At 37.7% G+C, this 17,100-nt stretch carries 17 protein-coding genes and 1 riboswitch; of the genes, 16 read left to right on the top strand and 1 reads right to left on the bottom strand.

Annotation, left to right across the window (positions count from 1 at the left end):
• Positions 1-147: 147 nt before the first annotated feature.
• The 15 genes from HMPREF2933_RS04180 (at position 148) to HMPREF2933_RS04110 (ending at position 15,853) form a co-directional block, all read left to right on the top strand.
• Positions 148-852 (top strand): helix-hairpin-helix domain-containing protein, encoded by a 705-nt coding sequence (locus tag HMPREF2933_RS04180; protein ID WP_024051601.1) that lies wholly within the window; start codon positions 148-150, stop codon positions 850-852.
• Complete coding sequence (locus tag HMPREF2933_RS04175) at positions 836-3,010, top strand: DNA internalization-related competence protein ComEC/Rec2 (RefSeq protein WP_070672563.1); 2,175 nt, start codon at positions 836-838, stop codon at positions 3,008-3,010. The genes HMPREF2933_RS04180 and HMPREF2933_RS04175 overlap by 17 nt, the downstream gene beginning before the upstream one ends.
• Positions 3,011-3,145: 135 nt before the next feature.
• Positions 3,146-3,706 carry a DUF805 domain-containing protein gene (locus HMPREF2933_RS04170; RefSeq protein ID WP_224783657.1) on the top strand — a complete coding sequence of 187 codons (561 nt, stop codon included), beginning with the start codon at positions 3,146-3,148 and terminating at the stop codon, positions 3,704-3,706.
• Positions 3,707-4,335: 629 nt separating this feature from the next.
• A complete protein-coding gene (locus tag HMPREF2933_RS04165; RefSeq protein WP_024051597.1) occupies positions 4,336-5,322 on the top strand; it encodes a Gfo/Idh/MocA family protein in 987 nt (328 codons plus the stop codon).
• Between the two features lie 23 nt (positions 5,323-5,345).
• Entirely contained in the window at positions 5,346-5,999 is a 654-nt protein-coding gene (locus HMPREF2933_RS04160; RefSeq protein WP_024051596.1) for a uracil-DNA glycosylase, read from the top strand.
• 36 nt (positions 6,000-6,035) lie between these two features.
• A complete protein-coding gene (locus HMPREF2933_RS04155) occupies positions 6,036-6,506 on the top strand; it encodes an NUDIX hydrolase (protein WP_024051595.1) in 471 nt (156 codons plus the stop codon).
• Positions 6,507-6,518: 12 nt separating this feature from the next.
• The gene (locus HMPREF2933_RS04150) at positions 6,519-7,796 is read left to right on the top strand and encodes a dihydroorotase (protein WP_024051594.1); all 1,278 of its coding nucleotides are present in this window, start codon (positions 6,519-6,521) and stop codon (positions 7,794-7,796) included.
• Positions 7,797-8,061: 265 nt separating this feature from the next.
• The gene (gene metK / locus HMPREF2933_RS04145) at positions 8,062-9,255 is read left to right on the top strand and encodes a methionine adenosyltransferase (RefSeq protein ID WP_024051593.1); all 1,194 of its coding nucleotides are present in this window, start codon (positions 8,062-8,064) and stop codon (positions 9,253-9,255) included.
• A 359-nt stretch (positions 9,256-9,614) separates the two neighbouring features.
• Entirely contained in the window at positions 9,615-10,874 is a 1,260-nt protein-coding gene (locus HMPREF2933_RS04140) for a UDP-N-acetylglucosamine 1-carboxyvinyltransferase (protein ID WP_024051592.1), read from the top strand.
• 78 nt (positions 10,875-10,952) lie between these two features.
• Entirely contained in the window at positions 10,953-11,504 is a 552-nt protein-coding gene (locus tag HMPREF2933_RS04135; RefSeq protein WP_024051591.1) for a GNAT family N-acetyltransferase, read from the top strand.
• Positions 11,497-12,774: a CBS-HotDog domain-containing transcription factor SpxR gene (gene spxR, locus HMPREF2933_RS04130; RefSeq protein WP_024051590.1), complete on the top strand. Its 1,278-nt coding sequence runs from the start codon at positions 11,497-11,499 to the stop codon at positions 12,772-12,774. The genes HMPREF2933_RS04135 and spxR overlap by 8 nt, the downstream gene beginning before the upstream one ends.
• A gap of 24 nt (positions 12,775-12,798) precedes the next feature.
• Positions 12,799-13,656: a methionyl aminopeptidase gene (locus tag HMPREF2933_RS04125; protein ID WP_024051589.1), complete on the top strand. Its 858-nt coding sequence runs from the start codon at positions 12,799-12,801 to the stop codon at positions 13,654-13,656.
• A 50-nt stretch (positions 13,657-13,706) separates the two neighbouring features.
• Complete coding sequence (locus HMPREF2933_RS04120; protein WP_024051588.1) at positions 13,707-14,615, top strand: YihY/virulence factor BrkB family protein; 909 nt, start codon at positions 13,707-13,709, stop codon at positions 14,613-14,615.
• Positions 14,616-14,685: 70 nt separating this feature from the next.
• On the top strand, positions 14,686-15,135 hold the full coding sequence (locus HMPREF2933_RS04115; RefSeq protein ID WP_024051587.1) for a MarR family winged helix-turn-helix transcriptional regulator: 450 nt from the start codon (positions 14,686-14,688) through the stop codon (positions 15,133-15,135).
• Between the two features lie 10 nt (positions 15,136-15,145).
• The gene (locus tag HMPREF2933_RS04110; protein ID WP_024051586.1) at positions 15,146-15,853 is read left to right on the top strand and encodes a B3/B4 domain-containing protein; all 708 of its coding nucleotides are present in this window, start codon (positions 15,146-15,148) and stop codon (positions 15,851-15,853) included.
• A 65-nt stretch (positions 15,854-15,918) separates the two neighbouring features.
• On the opposite strand, the gene HMPREF2933_RS04105 is transcribed toward HMPREF2933_RS04110, so the two are convergent.
• Positions 15,919-16,362, bottom strand: a complete 444-nt coding sequence (locus HMPREF2933_RS04105; protein WP_024051585.1) for a GtrA family protein — start codon at positions 16,360-16,362, stop codon at positions 15,919-15,921.
• A gap of 28 nt (positions 16,363-16,390) precedes the next feature.
• Positions 16,391-16,499, top strand: a riboswitch (PreQ1 riboswitch).
• On the opposite strand from HMPREF2933_RS04105, the gene HMPREF2933_RS04100 reads away from it, so the two are divergent.
• Positions 16,497-17,006, top strand: a complete 510-nt coding sequence (locus tag HMPREF2933_RS04100) for a QueT transporter family protein (RefSeq protein ID WP_024051584.1) — start codon at positions 16,497-16,499, stop codon at positions 17,004-17,006. It overlaps the preceding riboswitch by 3 nt.
• Positions 17,007-17,100 lie beyond the last annotated feature (94 nt).

The raw sequence follows: 17,100 nt of genomic DNA, 5'->3' as shown, positions 1-17,100 counted from the left end.
TTTTTAGTAGTTCGAGGTAGTTGATTGGTCAATCTTTATCAAAAACCCTTTTCTAACATGGCAAAAGCTGAGAAATTTTTTTCAGCTTTTTTATTTGTTTTACGAATAAATAGATAAAGCAAATTTTCATTCAACTTAGGAGGAAAGATGTTAGAGACAATCATTGAAAAGATGAAAGAGTATAAAATTTTGATTGGTTTAAGTTTGATTGGTTTGATAATAGCAGGATTTTTTATGATAAATGTTCAATCTAGTAGACAATCAAATGTAGCAGAGCTCGCACAGGAAACAGTTACGAGTTCGGGGGCAGAATCAGAAGAAATTTCAACTGGAACGAAGAAAAACTCACAGAAAGAAAAAGCAGAGCCTCAAACGAGTTCAAGTGAAGAATCAGAATTTTTAACCGTAGATGTCAAGGGTGCAGTCAAAAATCCAGGTATTTATCAACTGAAAAAGACTAGCCGTATCAATGATGCGATTCAAAAAGCAGGTGGTTTAACGACAGACGCTGACAGCAAGTCTATCAATTTGGCGCAGAAACTAACGGATGAAGCTGTTGTTTATGTGGCAACTATGGGTGAGAATGCGGCGAGTGTTTCAAGTAATACAGGACAATCTTCAACGTCAGGAACTAGTGAAGTCGCATCGCAAAAAGGAAATAAGGTCAATCTAAATACAGCTGATTTATCTGAGCTGCAGACCATTTCTGGTATTGGTCAAAAACGTGCGCAAGATATTTTAGATTATCGTGAGGCAAACGGGAAATTTAATTCCGTTGATGACTTGAAAAATGTATCAGGAGTAGGCGCTAAAACACTAGAAAAATTGAAAGAATATGTCACAGTGGATTAAAAAATTTCCGATTAAGCCGATTTACATTGCTTTCTTACTTGTCTGGTTATATTTTGCAATCTATCCAAGTAGCTGGTTAGGCTGGTTGGGTTTTATCTTTCTGGTAATTCGTCTTTTTCGCTTTTATTCACCGAAAGAATGTTTCATGACCTTCATGATCCTCTCTTGTTTTGCTAGTTTTTTCTTTATTCGTAGGGAAATAGCAGAGCAGCAAACAAAAGCAGAACCTTCTCCCATAAAACAAGTGGCAGTTCTACCTGACACGATTAAGGTAAATGGAGATTCGCTTTCTTTTCGTGGTAAAGCTAATAGGCAGACTTATCAAGTTTACCACAAATTGAAATCAAAGGAAGAGCAGTTGGCTTTTCAAAATCTCTCTAGTTTGGTTGCGTTGACCGTTGAAGGAGATTTTGAAATTCCTGAGAAGAAGCGTAATTTTGCTGGTTTTGATTACCAATCTTATTTAAAAACGCAAGGGATTTATCGAATTTTAAAAGTAGATACCATTTTATCGAGCCAAGATAGAATCAGCTTGCACCCTTTGGAGTGGCTCTCTAGCTGGCGAAGAAAGGCACTGGTATTTATCAAGAACCATTTTCCAAATCCGATGAGTAATTATATGACGGGGCTCTTATTTGGCGCCTTGGATACAGACTTTGACGAAATGAGCAATCTTTATTCTAGCTTGGGAATTATTCATTTATTTGCGCTGTCTGGCATGCAAGTTGGCTTTTTTATGGAGGGATTTCGCAAGTTACTGTTAAGGCTGGGGTTCACACAAGAAATGGTTCGTAAATGCCAATATCCATTTTCTTTCTTTTATGCGGGAATGACTGGATTTTCAGTATCCGTTGTACGGAGCTTAGTTCAGAAATTATTATCGCAACATGGTATCACTAAGTTAGATAATTTTGCTTTAACGATGATGATATTGTCCTTGATTATGCCGTCCTTTCTTTTGTCGGCAGGAGGAGTTCTCTCCTGTGTCTATGCTTTTGTCATTAGTGTGATAGATTTTGAAGGTCTGGCTTCTTGGCGAAAAGTTGTTGTAGAGAGTAGCGTTATTTCACTTGGTATTTTACCGATTCTAATCTTTTACTTTGGCGAATTTCAACCTTGGTCTATTTTGTTGACATTTGTTTTTTCACTGATTTTTGATGCAATGATGTTGCCAGGCTTGACGTTAATTTTTCTTTTTTCGCCTTTGATAAAGTTGACTCAAGTCAATTTTCTATTTGAAGGTTTAGAAAATAGTATTCGTTGGATAGCAAGTGTCTTTGGTAAACCAATCGTTTTTGGGCAGCCCAGTCCGCTTTTGCTGATTGTTATGCTGCTTGTACTGGCTATTTTGTATGATGTTAGAAAAAATAAAAAATGGGTAATATTTCTTAGTCTGTTTCTTTCATTACTCTTTTTCATAAATAAATTTCCTTTGCAAAACGAGATCACAATGGTGGATGTCGGGCAAGGAGATAGTATTTTTCTGAGAGACTGGAAAGGAAAAAATGTATTGATTGATGTTGGCGGACGTGAGGAAATTAGAACAAAAGAAGCTTGGCAAAAACGAGCAATTAGCTCAAATGCAGAAAAAACTTTGATTCCTTATCTAAAAAGTCGTGGTGTAGATACGATTGATACTTTAGTCTTAACAAATCCTAATCCAGATTATGCAGGAGATGTATTAGGAGTTGCTAAAAAGTTTGCAATAAAAAAAATTTATATTTCCAGAAGTAGTCTAAGCAATGCAGATTTTCTAGAGAAATTAAGGAAACTAAACACATTCATTCATGTTGTAAAACAAGGCGACAAACTTCCTATTTTTGATCATCATTTGCAAGTTCTTTCGGGTGTTAGCAAGAACGACCATTCGATCGTTTTATATGGTCAGTTTTTCCGTACAAGATTTTTATTTGCAAGCGACTTGAAAGAAGAGGGCGAAGCAAAGTTAATGCAGCATTATCCAAAGTTGAAAACAGATGTTTTGAAAGTCGGACAGCATGAAGCCAAGGACTCATCAAGTTCAAAATTTTTGCAACAAATAGAACCAACGGTTGCGCTCATTTCTGTTGAGAAAAATAATCAATCTAAGCAACCTAGTCAAGATACAATAGAGCGATTTGCACAATTGCCTGCTAAAGTCTATCGGACAGATGAATAAGGGGCAGTTAAATTTTCAGGGTGGACAAACTGGCGATTAGAGATGGTCAAGTAATTGTTCTCTAAAAATTAATTTCCGTTGATTTATTAGGAAAAGTATGATATTTCTATTAGAAATTAAAATGTTAGGAGATTTATGATGTTTACAGCTTATAAAAAGTTTTGGACTCACTATGCTGATTTTGAAGGAAAATCAACTAGATCTGACTATTGGTGGTCTGTTTTGTACAATGTTTTGATTACACTTCCATTTGGTATTATGGCTTTTGGGTCAATTTTGGTTGCAATCTTCAATGTTGTACAACAAGCGACTTATTATGATTATGAAGGAGGATTTGATTTAAGTATTTTTATAAGTAGTTTAGGTTTCGTATTTTTTATCATCATTTTATTGAGTATTTTTGGGATAGCAACTTTAGTCCCAAATTTGGCGATTATTGTGCATCATTTGCGTGATGCTGGCTATCATTGGGCATTCATCTTTTTATATGTAGCTCCTGCGTTTTTGATGTGGGTTCCATTTTTAAATATCTTGGGTGCTTTAGCTATGTTACCATGTTCTATCGCTCTAATTGTCCTACTTTGTAAGCCAACTAAAGTACAACCTATGGTTTACCAAGGACAACTTACGACACAACAAGCACAATCTCAGCAACAACCTGTTCAAACACAACAATTTACTCAACCACAAGAATAAGCAGTTGAACCTGCAACAACACCAACTCAACCTCAACAAGAATCTGTGATTACCACTGAAACTCCAGAACAAGTTGTTCAATCAGATGAGAAAGAGTTGGACTCAGCTATCTCTGAAGATAACTAAACTAGAAATGCTCCAATAATGCATTGGGGTGTTTTTAGAAATGACGATTTTTTTAATATCATTTTTAGGAATTTATTCCTGAATAAGCCAATCTTATATCTCATTTACCCCATTAGAAAAATGACCTATTTAAGCCAATTTTTAGTCTTTATTTGGATCGTTGTGATAATCAATAATAAGGCAAAGGATAGCAATCGCAAAAATAAATAATCCAAATCCGATAATAGTCTTTATTATGATATTTGAAAAGTAAAATAAAGCAATAACCAAAAGTAAAAATACAATAAACCAAGACCACATAAAATTGCTCCCTTCTCAATTTATTATAACATAAAGGAATATTCTGAATAATTGTAATCCTTGATTTTATTCGATTGTTTAGATAGAAAAGCATAGTTTGATTTCATAGGATTTTGTCAAAAGGGATGTCTCTACATAAAAAGTCGGCTAAATGAAGGAAAATTTGGTATGATAAAAGTAATCATGTAGCTAGGAGAAGGACTATGGAAAATAAGATACGCTATAATTGGGCAACTTTAGGTACGGGTGTGATTGCTAATGAATTGGCACAGGCCTTGCAGCAGTTAGGCGGGAAGCTCTATTCTGTTGCTAATCGAACACATCAAAAAGGCTTGGAGTTTGCACAAAAATATGGTATTGAAAAAGTTTATGATCAGATTGATGACGTATTTAAGGACGAAAATGTGGATATTATCTATATTTCCACACCACATAATACGCATATTGATTTTTTGCGAAAAGCATTAAAGAACGGGAAACACGTTTTATGTGAGAAGTCCATTACGTTAAATTCAGAAGAATTGGAAGAAGCAGTTTTATTAGCCGAGCAAGAACATGTCGTTTTGGCAGAAGCGATGACGATTTACCATATGCCAATCTATCGACAATTGAACAACATCATTTCCAGTGGTCAATTGGGTGATTTAAAAATGATTCAAATGAACTTTGGCAGTTACAAAGAATATGATATGACCAATCGTTTCTTTAATCGTCATCTTGCAGGCGGTGCACTGTTAGATATTGGTGTGTATGCCTTGTCATTTGTTCGGTGGTTTATGACATCTAGCCCTCATCAAGTCCTTTCGCAAGTGAAATTTGCACCAACGGGTGTCGATGAGCAAGCAGGGATTCTTCTGACGAATGCCGAAGGAGAAATGGCGACTTTGACCTTGAGCCTCCATGCTAAACAGCCCAAGCGTGGAACAATTGCTTATGATAAGGGCTACATTGAAATGTATGAATATCCTAGAGGGCAAAAGGCGGTCATTACTTATACTGAAGATGGGCATCAAGAAGTCATTGAAGCTGGAAAGACGAGCGAAGCTTTAATGTATGAGGTTCTTGATATGGAAGCGGCAGTAGCTGGCGACAAAAATGAGATTCATTTGGATTACAGCCGTGATGTCATGAAAATGATGACGGATTTGCGAAAAGAATGGGGAATGACCTATCCTGAGGAAGAAAAGTAATCGAGTATGAAAGAGGAGAAACAATGGAACACTCAGCTTGGCATAGTTTTATTAAGCAACAATTGCCTGACGGCTATTTTAGTAAAATCAATTATTTTTTAAATCAAGTTTATTCATCAGGCACAATCTATCCACCGCGTGAAAAAGTTTTTAATGCGATTCAAACAACAGATTTGGCAGATGTAAAAGTGGTGATTCTGGGACAGGATCCTTATCATGGTCCGCAGCAAGCGCAGGGGCTGAGCTTTTCAGTACCAGATGATATTCCAGCACCGCCTTCTCTTCAAAATATTTTGAAAGAATTGGCAGATGACGTTGGAATGAAAGAATCTCACGATTTGACATCTTGGGCACTTCAAGGAGTGCTACTGCTGAACGCCAGTTTGACCGTTCCTGCTGGGCAAGCAAATGGACATGCCGGTCAAATCTGGGAACCGTTTACGGATGCTGTGATTAAGGTTGTCAATGAAAAAGATACACCTGTTGTTTTTATTCTCTGGGGCTCTTATGCACGCAAGAAAAAAGCCTTGATCACCAATCCTAAACATCTCATTTTAGAATCTCCTCATCCGAGTCCTCTTTCAGCTCATCGAGGTTTTTTTGGAAGCAAACCATTTTCTAAAACAAATACCTTTCTGACATCTCAAGGAATGGAACCGATAAATTGGTTGTTATAAGTGGTTTGATATATTTTAGCTGTTGAAAGGAGAAAAATGGTTAAATTAGCAACAATTTGCTATGTGGACAATGGAAAAGAATTTCTGTTGTTGCATCGAAATAAAAAGCCTAATGATGTTCATGCTGGCAAATGGATTGGTGTTGGCGGAAAATTAGAGAAAGGTGAAACACCGCAGGAATGTGCGGTGCGAGAAATCTTGGAAGAAACGGGTTTGCGAGTCAATAAGCCCGTATTAAAAGGTATTATCACGTTTCCAGATTTTACACCTGATAATGACTGGTACACGTACGTATTTAAAGTGACAGAATTTGAGGGAGACTTGATTGACTGCGATGAAGGTACTTTGGAATGGGTTTCCTATGAAGAAATTTTGTCCAAACCGACTTGGGAGGGAGATCATACGTTTCTATCTTGGATTTTAGAAGATAAACCATTCTTCTCGGCTAAATTTTCTTACAAAGGAGAGAAGTTGGTGGAGAGTCATGTTGATTATTATGGAGAATAAGGAGAAAAGTACATGTTGTTAATTAAAAATGGTCGTGTCATGAACCCTAAGTCTGGTTTAGATCAGATTTGCGATGTTTTGGTTAAGGATAAAAAAATTCTTAAAATTGGTCAGGATTTGAAAGCAGAAAACGCTCAGGTGATTGATGCGACTGGATTGGTGGTGGCGCCAGGGCTGATTGATATTCATGTTCATTTTCGTGAACCTGGTCAGACGCATAAAGAAGATATTCATACAGGTGCTTTAGCAGCGGTAGCGGGTGGATTTACAACGGTTGTGATGATGGCAAATACCACTCCAACGATTTCAACAGTAGAGACACTAAAGGAAGTATTAGCATCTGCCAATCGTGAAAATATTCATATTAAGTCTGTTGCAACTATTACAAAGAATTTTGATGGACAGCATTTGACAGATTTCAAAGCGCTTTTAGCAGCGGGAGCTATTGGTTTTTCAGATGACGGGATTCCATTAAAAAGTACAAAAATAGTACGCGAAGCTTTGGAAGAAGCTGACAAAAATGGTACATTTATCTGCCTTCACGAAGAGGACCCAGAACTCAATGGTATCCTTGGGTTTAATGAGCAGATTGCCAAAGAACATTTTGGATTTTGTGGTGCGACTGGGGTCGCTGAATATAGTATGATTGCGCGTGACGTGATGATTGCTCATGCAACCAATACTCATATTCATATCCAGCATTTATCAAAAGCAGAAAGTGTGAAAGTCGTGGAATTCGCTCAGCGATTGGGCACTCACGTAACAGCAGAAGCAGCGCCCCAGCATTTTTCTAAGACAGAAGAGCTATTGTTGTTAAAAGGTAGCAATGCTAAAATGAACCCGCCACTTCGTTTGGAATCAGATCGTTTAGCTGTCATTGAAGGGCTTAAGTCTGGAGTTATTTCAGTCATTGCGACAGACCATGCACCTCATCACTCTGATGAAAAGAATGCAAAAGACATCACCAAAGCACCGTCTGGTATGACAGGTCTAGAAACGTCACTTTCGCTTGGTTTGACTTATTTGGTGGAAGCAGGTCATTTGACACTCATGCAGTTGCTGGAAAAAATGACAATTAACCCAGCGCAACTCTATAATTTTGAAGCGGGCTACCTTGCTGAGAATGGACCAGCAGATCTCACGATTTTCGATACAAATGCTGAACGCATGATAACAGAAGATTTTGCCTCAAAAGCAGCTAATTCACCATTTATCGGTGAAAAATTAAAAGGTGTTGTTCACTATACGATTTGTGATGGACAAATTGTTTATGGAGGCAAATCATCATAACAAGCATAAGGTTGGAAGTGTTTTTCAACTTTATTGTATTTTAAATTTCTTATAATTTTTAGAATATTTTCTGTTTATTAGGATAAAAAATGATACAATAGAGAAGTTAAATAGTCCCGATAAGGTAGTCAAAGGTTAAATATTAACCATAGAGACTAGTGCTTTGTAACTTTTTAACGTAAGTCTGTTTACAGATTTTCAAGTAACTTCCTAGCAATAATAGAATTTTTAGGAGGGAATATTTCATTAAAAGGGGGACATGAATATGTCAGAACGTAAACTTTTCACGTCTGAATCTGTATCTGAAGGACATCCAGATAAGATTGCAGATCAAATTTCAGATGCTATTTTAGATGCTATCTTGGAGCAGGATCCAGAAGCTCATGTGGCTGCTGAGACAGCTGTCTATACAGGCTCTGTCCATGTTTTTGGGGAAATATCCACAAATGCTTATGTGGATATTAACCGCATAGTTCGCGATACAATTGCAGAGATTGGTTATACAAAAGCTGAATATGGTTTTTCAGCAGAAACGGTGGGGGTGCATCCGTCGCTTGTTGAGCAATCACCAGATATCGCTCAAGGGGTGAATGAAGCCCTTGAAATTCGTGGAAATGCTGAACAAGATCCGCTTGATTTGATTGGTGCCGGTGATCAGGGGCTGATGTTTGGTTTTGCTGTAGATGAAACACCTGAACTAATGCCGTTGCCTATTTCTCTCAGTCACAAATTAGTCCGTCGTTTAGCAGAGCTTCGCAAGTCTGGAGAAATTTCCTATCTTCGTCCGGATGCAAAATCTCAAGTAACGGTTGAATACGATGAAAATGACCAACCAGTGCGCGTGGATGCTGTCGTTATTTCTACACAACATGACCCAGAAGTAAGCAATGAGCAGATTCATCAAGATGTGATTGAAAAGGTCATTAAAGAAGTAGTTCCAGCAGAGTATTTGGATGAAAAAAGTAAGTTTTTCATCAATCCAACCGGCCGCTTTGTTATTGGCGGACCTCAAGGAGATTCTGGTTTAACTGGACGTAAGATTATCGTTGATACATACGGCGGTTATGCACGCCATGGAGGTGGGGCTTTCTCAGGAAAAGATGCCACAAAAGTCGATCGCTCTGCTTCTTATGCAGCGCGTTATATTGCTAAAAATATTGTTGCAGCAGGATTAGCTAAGAAAGTAGAAGTTCAGCTAGCCTATGCTATCGGAGTTGCACATCCAGTATCAGTCCGCATTGATACTTTTGGTACAGGTGCAGTTTCAGAAAGCAAGCTTCAAGAAGCAGTTCGACAAATTTTTGATCTTCGTCCAGCGGGTATTATTCAAATGCTTGATTTGAAACGACCAATTTACCGTCAGACTGCTGCCTATGGGCACATGGGACGTACGGATATTGACCTGCCGTGGGAAAAACTTGATAAAGTAGATGCTTTAAAAGCAGTTGTTGCAAAATAAAGAAGAAGTTAGGATACAAGTCTCTTGTTTATAAATTTTTTATGTGGCATTTTACAATCAGCCGCAGTTGCAATCTGACTTAAAACGTATTTATTTGTGCCGATTATATTAGTGTTATCTGCAAACTCCAGCAGTTCCCTAGATTGTCGGATCTAGTTATCATTTTGAGGAGCGGGACAAAATTGATTTTTGTCCCGCTCCCTTTTTAGAATGACACAAAAGTAAAATAGTTCTGTAATCGTTATATAACAAGAATGACAAGTTAAAAGAGATTTCTTTAAAAGGATAGGATTTTCAAAGAAACTGTGTTATAATAAAGTGCAGTATATTTGATTATAAATTCCTTGAAAGAGCTAAAAATGAAAAAAATTGTAATTAATGGTGGTCGCCCCTTAAAGGGAGAGGTGACTATTAGTGGTGCCAAAAATAGTGTAGTCGCTTTAATTCCGGCGACAATTTTATCTGATGAAATCGTGACATTGGATTGTGTGCCAGATATTTCCGATGTTGTCAGTTTGATTGACATCATGGAAGCTATGGGAGCAACCGTTGAGCGTCAAGACGATACGCTGAAAATTGATCCTCGCGGGATAAAAAATATGCCCATGCCTTATGGTAAAATCAATAGTTTGCGTGCTTCTTATTACTTTTATGGTAGCTTGCTGGGTCGCTATGGCGAAGCAACAGTTGGTTTGCCTGGTGGCTGTGATTTAGGTCCGCGCCCTATTGATTTGCATTTGAAAGCATTTGAAGCCATGGGAGCTACCATGGCTTACGAGGGGAATTCCATGAACCTTTCGACAAGAGGCAAGCGGCTTCACGGAGCTAGTATTTATATGGATACAGTTAGTGTTGGGGCGACCATTAACACCATGCTTGCGGCAGTAAAAGCAAAAGGGCGCACCGTTATTGAAAATGCAGCTCGTGAGCCTGAAATCATTGATGTAGCGACACTTTTGAATAATATGGGAGCACACATTCGAGGAGCTGGTACGGATATTATTGTCATTGAAGGTGTTAACAAACTTCATGGTACTCGTCATCAAGTCATTCCAGATCGAATTGAAGCAGGAACTTATATCTCAATGGCTGCTGCAATTGGTGAAGGTGTGCAAATCAACAATGTCCTTTATGAACACTTAGAAGGCTTTATTGCGAAATTAGAAGAAATGGGAGTTCGCATGACCGTTTCTGAAGATAGTGTGTATGTCGAAAAGCAACATGATTTGAAAGCAATTAATATTAAGACGGCTCCTTATCCAGGCTTTGCTACAGACTTGCAACAGCCTATTACGCCACTTTTGTTAACTGCTAAAGGACGTGGCTTAATTATTGATACGATTTATGAAAAGCGAGTAAATCATGTCCCTGAGTTAGTAAAAATGGCAGGAAAGATTTCAACGAGTGCCAATCATATTGCTTATGAAGGCCCTAATCAATTGCAAGGTGCAGCGGTCAAAGCAACTGATTTGCGGGCAGGAGCAGCACTTGTAATTGCAGGCTTGCTAGCTCATGGAAAAACCGAAATTACAAATGTAGAATTTATTTTACGAGGTTATTCAAATATTATTGAAAAGTTGACGAGTTTAGGAGCAGACATTCAACTTGTCGAAGAATAGATTCGAAACAGCGTTGACATGATGAGGTGAAATAGCCCAGTTGGCGTACCAACTGGGTCTTATCTTTAGAGGTAAGATATGAATTTGTGGACAAAATTGGCGGAATTCGCCTTTATAGAAACAGAACATTTAGTATTACGTCCATTTTCCTTTATGGATAGTGAAGATTTTTATAAAATTGCCTCCAATCCTGAAAATCTACGCTTCATTTTTCCTGTGCAGGCTAATTTACAAGAAAGCCAACATGTATTGGCTAATTATTTTATGAAACATCCTCTTGGAATTTGGGCGATTTGTGATAAAGCTTCTGAGAAAATGATCGGATCTATCAAATTTGAAAAGATAGACGAAATCAAGGGCGAAGCAGAGCTTGGTTATTTTCTTCGGCATGATTATTGGGGACATGGTCTGATGACTGAGTGCGTCAAAAATATTGTTTATTTGGCATTTACACAGTTTGATTTGAAGCGACTTTATATTATAACTCATCTGGAAAACAAAGCCAGCCAAATAGTTGCCGAGAAGACAGGATTTTCTTGTAGGCGGCAGTTCAAGGGGAGCGACCGTTATACACGTAAAATGCGGGATTATTTAGAGTTTTGCTATGAAAAAGGAGACTTTCATGAGTAAACATCAAGAAATTATCGCTTATTTGGAAGAATTACCAGTAGGAAAGCGTGTTAGTGTACGCAGTATTTCCAATTATTTAGGAGTAAGCGAGGGGACTGCTTATCGTGCGATTAAAGAAGCTGAAAATCGTGGATTGGTAGAAACACGTCCTCGTAGCGGCACGATTCGCGTAAAATCTCCCAAAGTAGAGCTGGAGCACTTAACATTTAAAGAAATTGCTGAAATTACGAGATCAGAAGTCTTAGCTGGTCAAGACGGACTTGAAAAGGAATTCAGTAAATTCTCAATCGGGGCAATGACCGAGAAGAATCTTTTGCGTTACTTAACGGAAGGAGGTCTCTTGATTATTGGAGACCGCACCCGTATTCAGTTATTGGCTTTGAAGCATGAAAATGCTGTTTTAGTGACAGGTGGCTTAGAAGTGAGTCCTGATGTTTTAAAATTAGCGAATCGCTTAAGCATTCCTGTTCTAAGATCACAACATGATACCTTTACAGTTGCGACAATCATCAATCGTGCATTGTCTAATATGCAGATTAAAACAGATATTTTAACAGTGGAGCAAGTGTATCGGGGGAGTCATGAATATGGATTCTTGAAAGATACTGATACCGTTCGTGATTTTATGGATTTGGTCCGGAAAAATCGCAACAGTCGTTTTCCTGTCGTTAATCAGCACCATATGGTAGTTGGCGTGGTGACCATGCGTGATACTGGTGACAAGTCTCCTCACACGATTTTAGATAAAGTCATGACAAAAAATATCTATGCCGTCACTTTAAACACCAGTATTGCCAATGTTAGCCAGCGTATGATTACAGAAGACTTTGAAATGGTACCAGTCATTCGGAGCAATCAAACTCTTCTTGGAGTCATTACGCGTCGTGATGTCATGGAAAAAATGAGTCGCGACCAAGTCTCCAGCCTGCCCACTTTCAGCGATCAAGTCTCTCAAAAACTGCGTCACATTAATGATGAATTTACTTTTGTTGTAGAACCCTTTATGTTAGAAAATAACGGTGTCTTATCTAATGGTATTTTGACAGAAATTTTAACGACAGCAACGCATCAGTATGTGACCTCTGGCAAGAAGAATATTGTCATTGAGCAAATGACAATATTCTTCTTGCAAGCTGTTCAGATTGATGAAAGTTTGACACTTCGACCAAGAATTGTCCGACAAACAAGGCACTCTGCTATTTTGGATTCCGATATTTACCTCAAACTTCAACTGGTTGCAAAAGTAACAATTACAGTAAAAATAAATTAATACCTCAGATATTAAGGAGAAAGAATGATAACTTTAAAATCACAACGTGAAATTGATTTAATGGAAAAAAGCGGTGCATTTCTCGCCAGTATTCATATTGGTTTAAGGGATTTGATTAAGCCAGGTATTGACATGTGGGAAATTGAAGAATACGTCCGCAGACGTTGTAAGGAAGATAATGCTCTTCCGCTTCAAATTGGTGTAGAAGGGAGCATCATGGACTACCCTTATGCCACTTGCTGCTCATTGAATGACGAAGTGGCACATGCTTTTCCACGCCACCAAAAATTGGTTGAGGGCGACTTAATTAAAGTCGATATGGTTGTTGGCTTGGTTGATAAAGCTGAGTTAGATGTTTCTAAACTCGATTTCAATAATGTGGAACAAATGAAATACTATACGGAAAATTTCCGTGGAGGTGTGGCGGATTCTTGCTGGGCTTATGCAGTTGGTCAAGTGAGTGAAGAAGTACAACAATTGATGGAGGTTACAAAAGAATGCCTTTATCGTGGAATTGAAGCTGCTCAAGTTGGCAATAGGATTGGTGACATTGGTGCAGCGATTCAAGAATATGCGGAAAGTCATGGTTATGGTGTTGTTCGTGACTTAGTAGGACATGGTGTTGGACCAACTATGCACGAAGAGCCAATGGTGCCTCATTACGGACGTGCTGGACGCGGATTACGTCTTCGTGAAGGCATGGTCTTGACAATTGAGCCGATGATTTCAACAGGTACTTGGGAGATTGACACAGATTTTGAGACGGGGTGGGCTCATAAAACGCTGGACGGTGGACTTTCTTGTCAATACGAACATCAATTTGTGATTACCAAAAATGGACCTGTTATCTTAACTAGCCAAGGAGAAGAAGGAACTTATTAAAAATAAGAATAGAAAGGGGCTTTTTGCTCAGTATTCTAGTAGGAGACGAGATGAAAAAGTTTGTTTCTAAGATTGGACAGAATCCGTTTTTACAATCCTTTTTTAAATTTTATCAAGCATCAGAGATTGATTTAACAAGCATTGCGGTGGCATATTATTTGCTGATTTCGATTTTTCCGTTGTTATTGATTGTTGTGAATATATTGCCTTATTTTCAAATTCCGATAGCAGAATTTTTGGAAGCAATGGAAGATGTTCTGCCTGAATCGCTGTATGAAGTCGTTGCAAAGGTTACCCGAAATTTGATAACTCAGCCTTCTTCTGGCTTATTGAGTTTTTCTATCCTTTCGGCTCTATGGGCATTTTCACAATCAATGTCATTTTTGCAAAAAGCATTTAATAAAGCTTATGGTGTTGCAAAAGATAGAGGTCTGATATCACATAGATTATTTAGTTTAGTCATTAGCTTGGGGTTGCAATTTCTCTTTGCCTTGTCTCTTTTACTGACAATGTTTGGGAGAATGTCGCTTCGCTTGCTTCATAGCTTTTGGGAGTTTGATGATCAACTATATGCCAGTTTGCAAAGAATGACCCAGCCGACTATTTACACCTTGCTGTTTCTTTCTTTACTGATGCTTTATTACTTTTTACCCAATGTAAAAATCAGGAAAATCCGCTATGTTCTGCCAGGAACGATTTTTGTAGTTTTTACGATTGGGGTATTGTTAAATTTATTTTCCGTTTATTTGGACACTTATGTAAATCACTTAATGGATGTCCGATTTTTTAGTTCCATTTTTGTTGTCTTCGTCATGATTTGGTTTACCCTCATTGCCCAAATTATGATTATTGGGGCAATCTTAAATGCAAGTTATCAAGGTTGTCACGAAAAAGAATTTGAAACGAGGCACAAACAACTGACAACGAGACTTATAAAAAATAAAGAGAAGTTTAAATGAAACTTCTTTTTTGCAGTTATTTTATTGCATTTGCAATAAAATGTGGTATAATATTGCTCAAGGAGGCAATATGACGATTTTGCGAGAGATTGGTATCATCGCCCGAGCGTTGGATTCAATGGCGAATATTGAATTTCGCCATGTTGATTTGGCCAAAGGGCAGTATCTTTATTTGGTTCGTATCGTAGAAAATCCCGGTATTATTCAAGAAGAGCTTTCAGATTTGCTGAAAGTTGATCGTTCAACTGTTGCTCGCTCCGTCAAAAAATTAGAGAGTAAAGGTTTGATTGAAAGAAGAAGTGTAGCTGGAAATTTAAAAAATAAAGAGCTTTTTGCGACAGATACAGGAAAAAAACTTTATCCGTTTATCTTATCAGAGCACACTTATTCTGAGCAGCAGGCTTTGACAGGATTTCCCAAAGAAGACGCTCAATTGTTAGAAGACATGTTAGTAAAGGTACGACAGAATATTACTGATGATTGGGAATTGGTTAAAAAAGGTCAAAAAAGAAATTATTGAGAGGTGTAAAATGAAAGTCACAGTTGAAAACGAATTTTGGGAATTATTCCCTCAAGCACAAATTAGCATTATGGTTGTTAAAGGCTTGGATAATAGCGTTGACGAAAGCAAAGACCCTTATTTTAAATCTTTGTTGGACAAGGGAAGCAAGCGAGCAGAAGATTTTATCGTAGATGAAACCTTTACGCAAAATGACGTGATTCAAGAATGGCGCGGTGCTTTCAGTAAGTTTAAAACTAAAAAAGGTGCGCGTTCTTCTATTGAAGCTCTTTTAAAAAGGGTAAGTCAAGGTCGTGAGTTCAATCCAATCAATCCATTGGTGGATATTTATAATAGTGTATCACTTTCCTATGCTGTTCCTTGTGGTGGTGAAGATATTGCTAAGATTCAAGGAGGCTTGCATCTTGGAAAAGCGCAAGGAGGCGAACCTTTCTTTCCACTTGGTGCAGAGACAGACGCACCAGCTCTTCCAGAGGAAATTATTTATTATGATGATGAAGGAGCTGTTTGTCGTTGTTTTAACTGGAGGGAAGCGCAACGGACAATGCTGACTGAAGGCACAAAGGATGCAGTATTAGTCATCGAAGCAATCAATGAAGACCAAGCTAAACGCGCGCAAGCAGCTATGCAGGAATTGCAAAGTTTAGTTGAAGATTATTTTGGAGTCAAAGGAGAAATCACTCATCTAACAATTGACAATCCAAGTGTAGATATTTAAGAAAAAAGAGCCTCAAAGCTCTTTTAGATTGCAGAGAAACCACCATTTGAGGTAGGTTTGTCTTTTTAATTAGTTGATTTATTTTTAAATACAAAGACTTTACTAAAAACATAATTGAGCACAATAATAACGATTTGAGCAAATAAAGTTTCAATGGTATTAACCGCTTTGATATCATTGTGGACAAATTGACCAATAATGCTAGGAAATGTTGTAACAAAAATGAATGTGAGCCCCATGTCCAGCAGAAAAGTGGAAAGTCGCGCAAGAGCAAATTTGACAAAACGAGCGCCCCAGCCCCTTCTTTGTTGCTTAAAAACAATTGTGTCATTTGTCGCAAAAGAAAAAAGAATTCCAGCAATATTACCTATCGCTGTAGAAAGCAATTCATTACTCGTGAAAGCATAACAAAGCATACGTGTAAGAACTGCAACAACAGTTGTAGCAACACCAAAAAATAAATAAGATAAAATTTCGTTGTCAAAAAAGTGTTTAACATATTTTTTCATAGATTTAGTCTATCATATTTGCAAAAAATGTGCTATACTTGAAAGGCTGTATTCGTTTTGTCAATACAGCCCTTGGCGCTTAGTTCCCTTTCGTCAAGCATATTACACGCGGTTTAGCCGCTAAAGGAGAAAACATGGAAAAAATTACTGTTCGTGATATGGCTCAGATTGCTCTTGTTGCTGCGATTTATGTCGCACTAACAATGACACCGCCCTTGAATGCTATTAGCTATGGTGCCTACCAATTTCGGATTTCTGAAATGATGAACTTTATGGCTTTTTATAAACCAAAGTACATCATCGGAGTCACGTTGGGGTGTATGATTGCAAATTTATTTAGTTTTGGAATCATCGATGTCTTTGTCGGTGGTGGCTCAACTTTGGTCTTTTTGATCTTAGGTGTGTATTTCTTTAGAAAATACATGCATGAATACTTGTTTAATGGACTGATCAATAAAGCTTTCTTTTATTTTGCGATTTTCTTTTCACTTTCTATGGTTACCATTGCAGCTGAATTGTATCTTGTCGCTAAAGCACCGTTCTTTTTGACTTGGTTTACGACAGCAGTAGGTGAGTTTGCTTCACTCATCATTGGTGGAATTTTAATGGACAAGCTAAATAAGCGGATTGATTTAGGAAAATAATTTTTGTTAATATTAGATTCAATAAAAAATATGCCCAAAAATTCTTCGGCATATTTTTGTTTATCTAGAAATTAAAAAATATAAGACCATATCG

This window comes from Streptococcus sp. HMSC066F10, from assembly GCF_001813805.1.
Taxonomy (GTDB): Bacteria; Bacillota; Bacilli; order Lactobacillales; family Streptococcaceae; genus Streptococcus; species Streptococcus vaginalis.
This window is presented reverse-complemented; position numbering and strand designations above follow the sequence as displayed.

Bases quoted from the DNA above. Each gene is read 5' to 3' on its own strand.
- HMPREF2933_RS04180 (WP_024051601.1), top strand. From the start codon at position 148: ATGTTAGAGACAATCATTGAAAAGATGAAAGAGTATAAAATTTTGATT.
- HMPREF2933_RS04175 (WP_070672563.1), top strand. From the start codon at position 836: ATGTCACAGTGGATTAAAAAATTTCCGATTAAGCCGATTTACATTGCT.
- HMPREF2933_RS04170 (WP_224783657.1), top strand. From the start codon at position 3,146: ATGATGTTTACAGCTTATAAAAAGTTTTGGACTCACTATGCTGATTTT.
- HMPREF2933_RS04165 (WP_024051597.1), top strand. From the start codon at position 4,336: ATGGAAAATAAGATACGCTATAATTGGGCAACTTTAGGTACGGGTGTG.
- HMPREF2933_RS04160 (WP_024051596.1), top strand. From the start codon at position 5,346: ATGGAACACTCAGCTTGGCATAGTTTTATTAAGCAACAATTGCCTGAC.
- HMPREF2933_RS04155 (WP_024051595.1), top strand. From the start codon at position 6,036: ATGGTTAAATTAGCAACAATTTGCTATGTGGACAATGGAAAAGAATTT.
- HMPREF2933_RS04150 (WP_024051594.1), top strand. From the start codon at position 6,519: ATGTTGTTAATTAAAAATGGTCGTGTCATGAACCCTAAGTCTGGTTTA.
- metK (WP_024051593.1), top strand. From the start codon at position 8,062: ATGTCAGAACGTAAACTTTTCACGTCTGAATCTGTATCTGAAGGACAT.
- HMPREF2933_RS04140 (WP_024051592.1), top strand. From the start codon at position 9,615: ATGAAAAAAATTGTAATTAATGGTGGTCGCCCCTTAAAGGGAGAGGTG.
- HMPREF2933_RS04135 (WP_024051591.1), top strand. From the start codon at position 10,953: ATGAATTTGTGGACAAAATTGGCGGAATTCGCCTTTATAGAAACAGAA.
- spxR (WP_024051590.1), top strand. From the start codon at position 11,497: ATGAGTAAACATCAAGAAATTATCGCTTATTTGGAAGAATTACCAGTA.
- HMPREF2933_RS04125 (WP_024051589.1), top strand. From the start codon at position 12,799: ATGATAACTTTAAAATCACAACGTGAAATTGATTTAATGGAAAAAAGC.
- HMPREF2933_RS04120 (WP_024051588.1), top strand. From the start codon at position 13,707: ATGAAAAAGTTTGTTTCTAAGATTGGACAGAATCCGTTTTTACAATCC.
- HMPREF2933_RS04115 (WP_024051587.1), top strand. From the start codon at position 14,686: ATGACGATTTTGCGAGAGATTGGTATCATCGCCCGAGCGTTGGATTCA.
- HMPREF2933_RS04110 (WP_024051586.1), top strand. From the start codon at position 15,146: ATGAAAGTCACAGTTGAAAACGAATTTTGGGAATTATTCCCTCAAGCA.
- HMPREF2933_RS04105 (WP_024051585.1), bottom strand. From the start codon at position 16,362: ATGAAAAAATATGTTAAACACTTTTTTGACAACGAAATTTTATCTTAT.
- HMPREF2933_RS04100 (WP_024051584.1), top strand. From the start codon at position 16,497: ATGGAAAAAATTACTGTTCGTGATATGGCTCAGATTGCTCTTGTTGCT.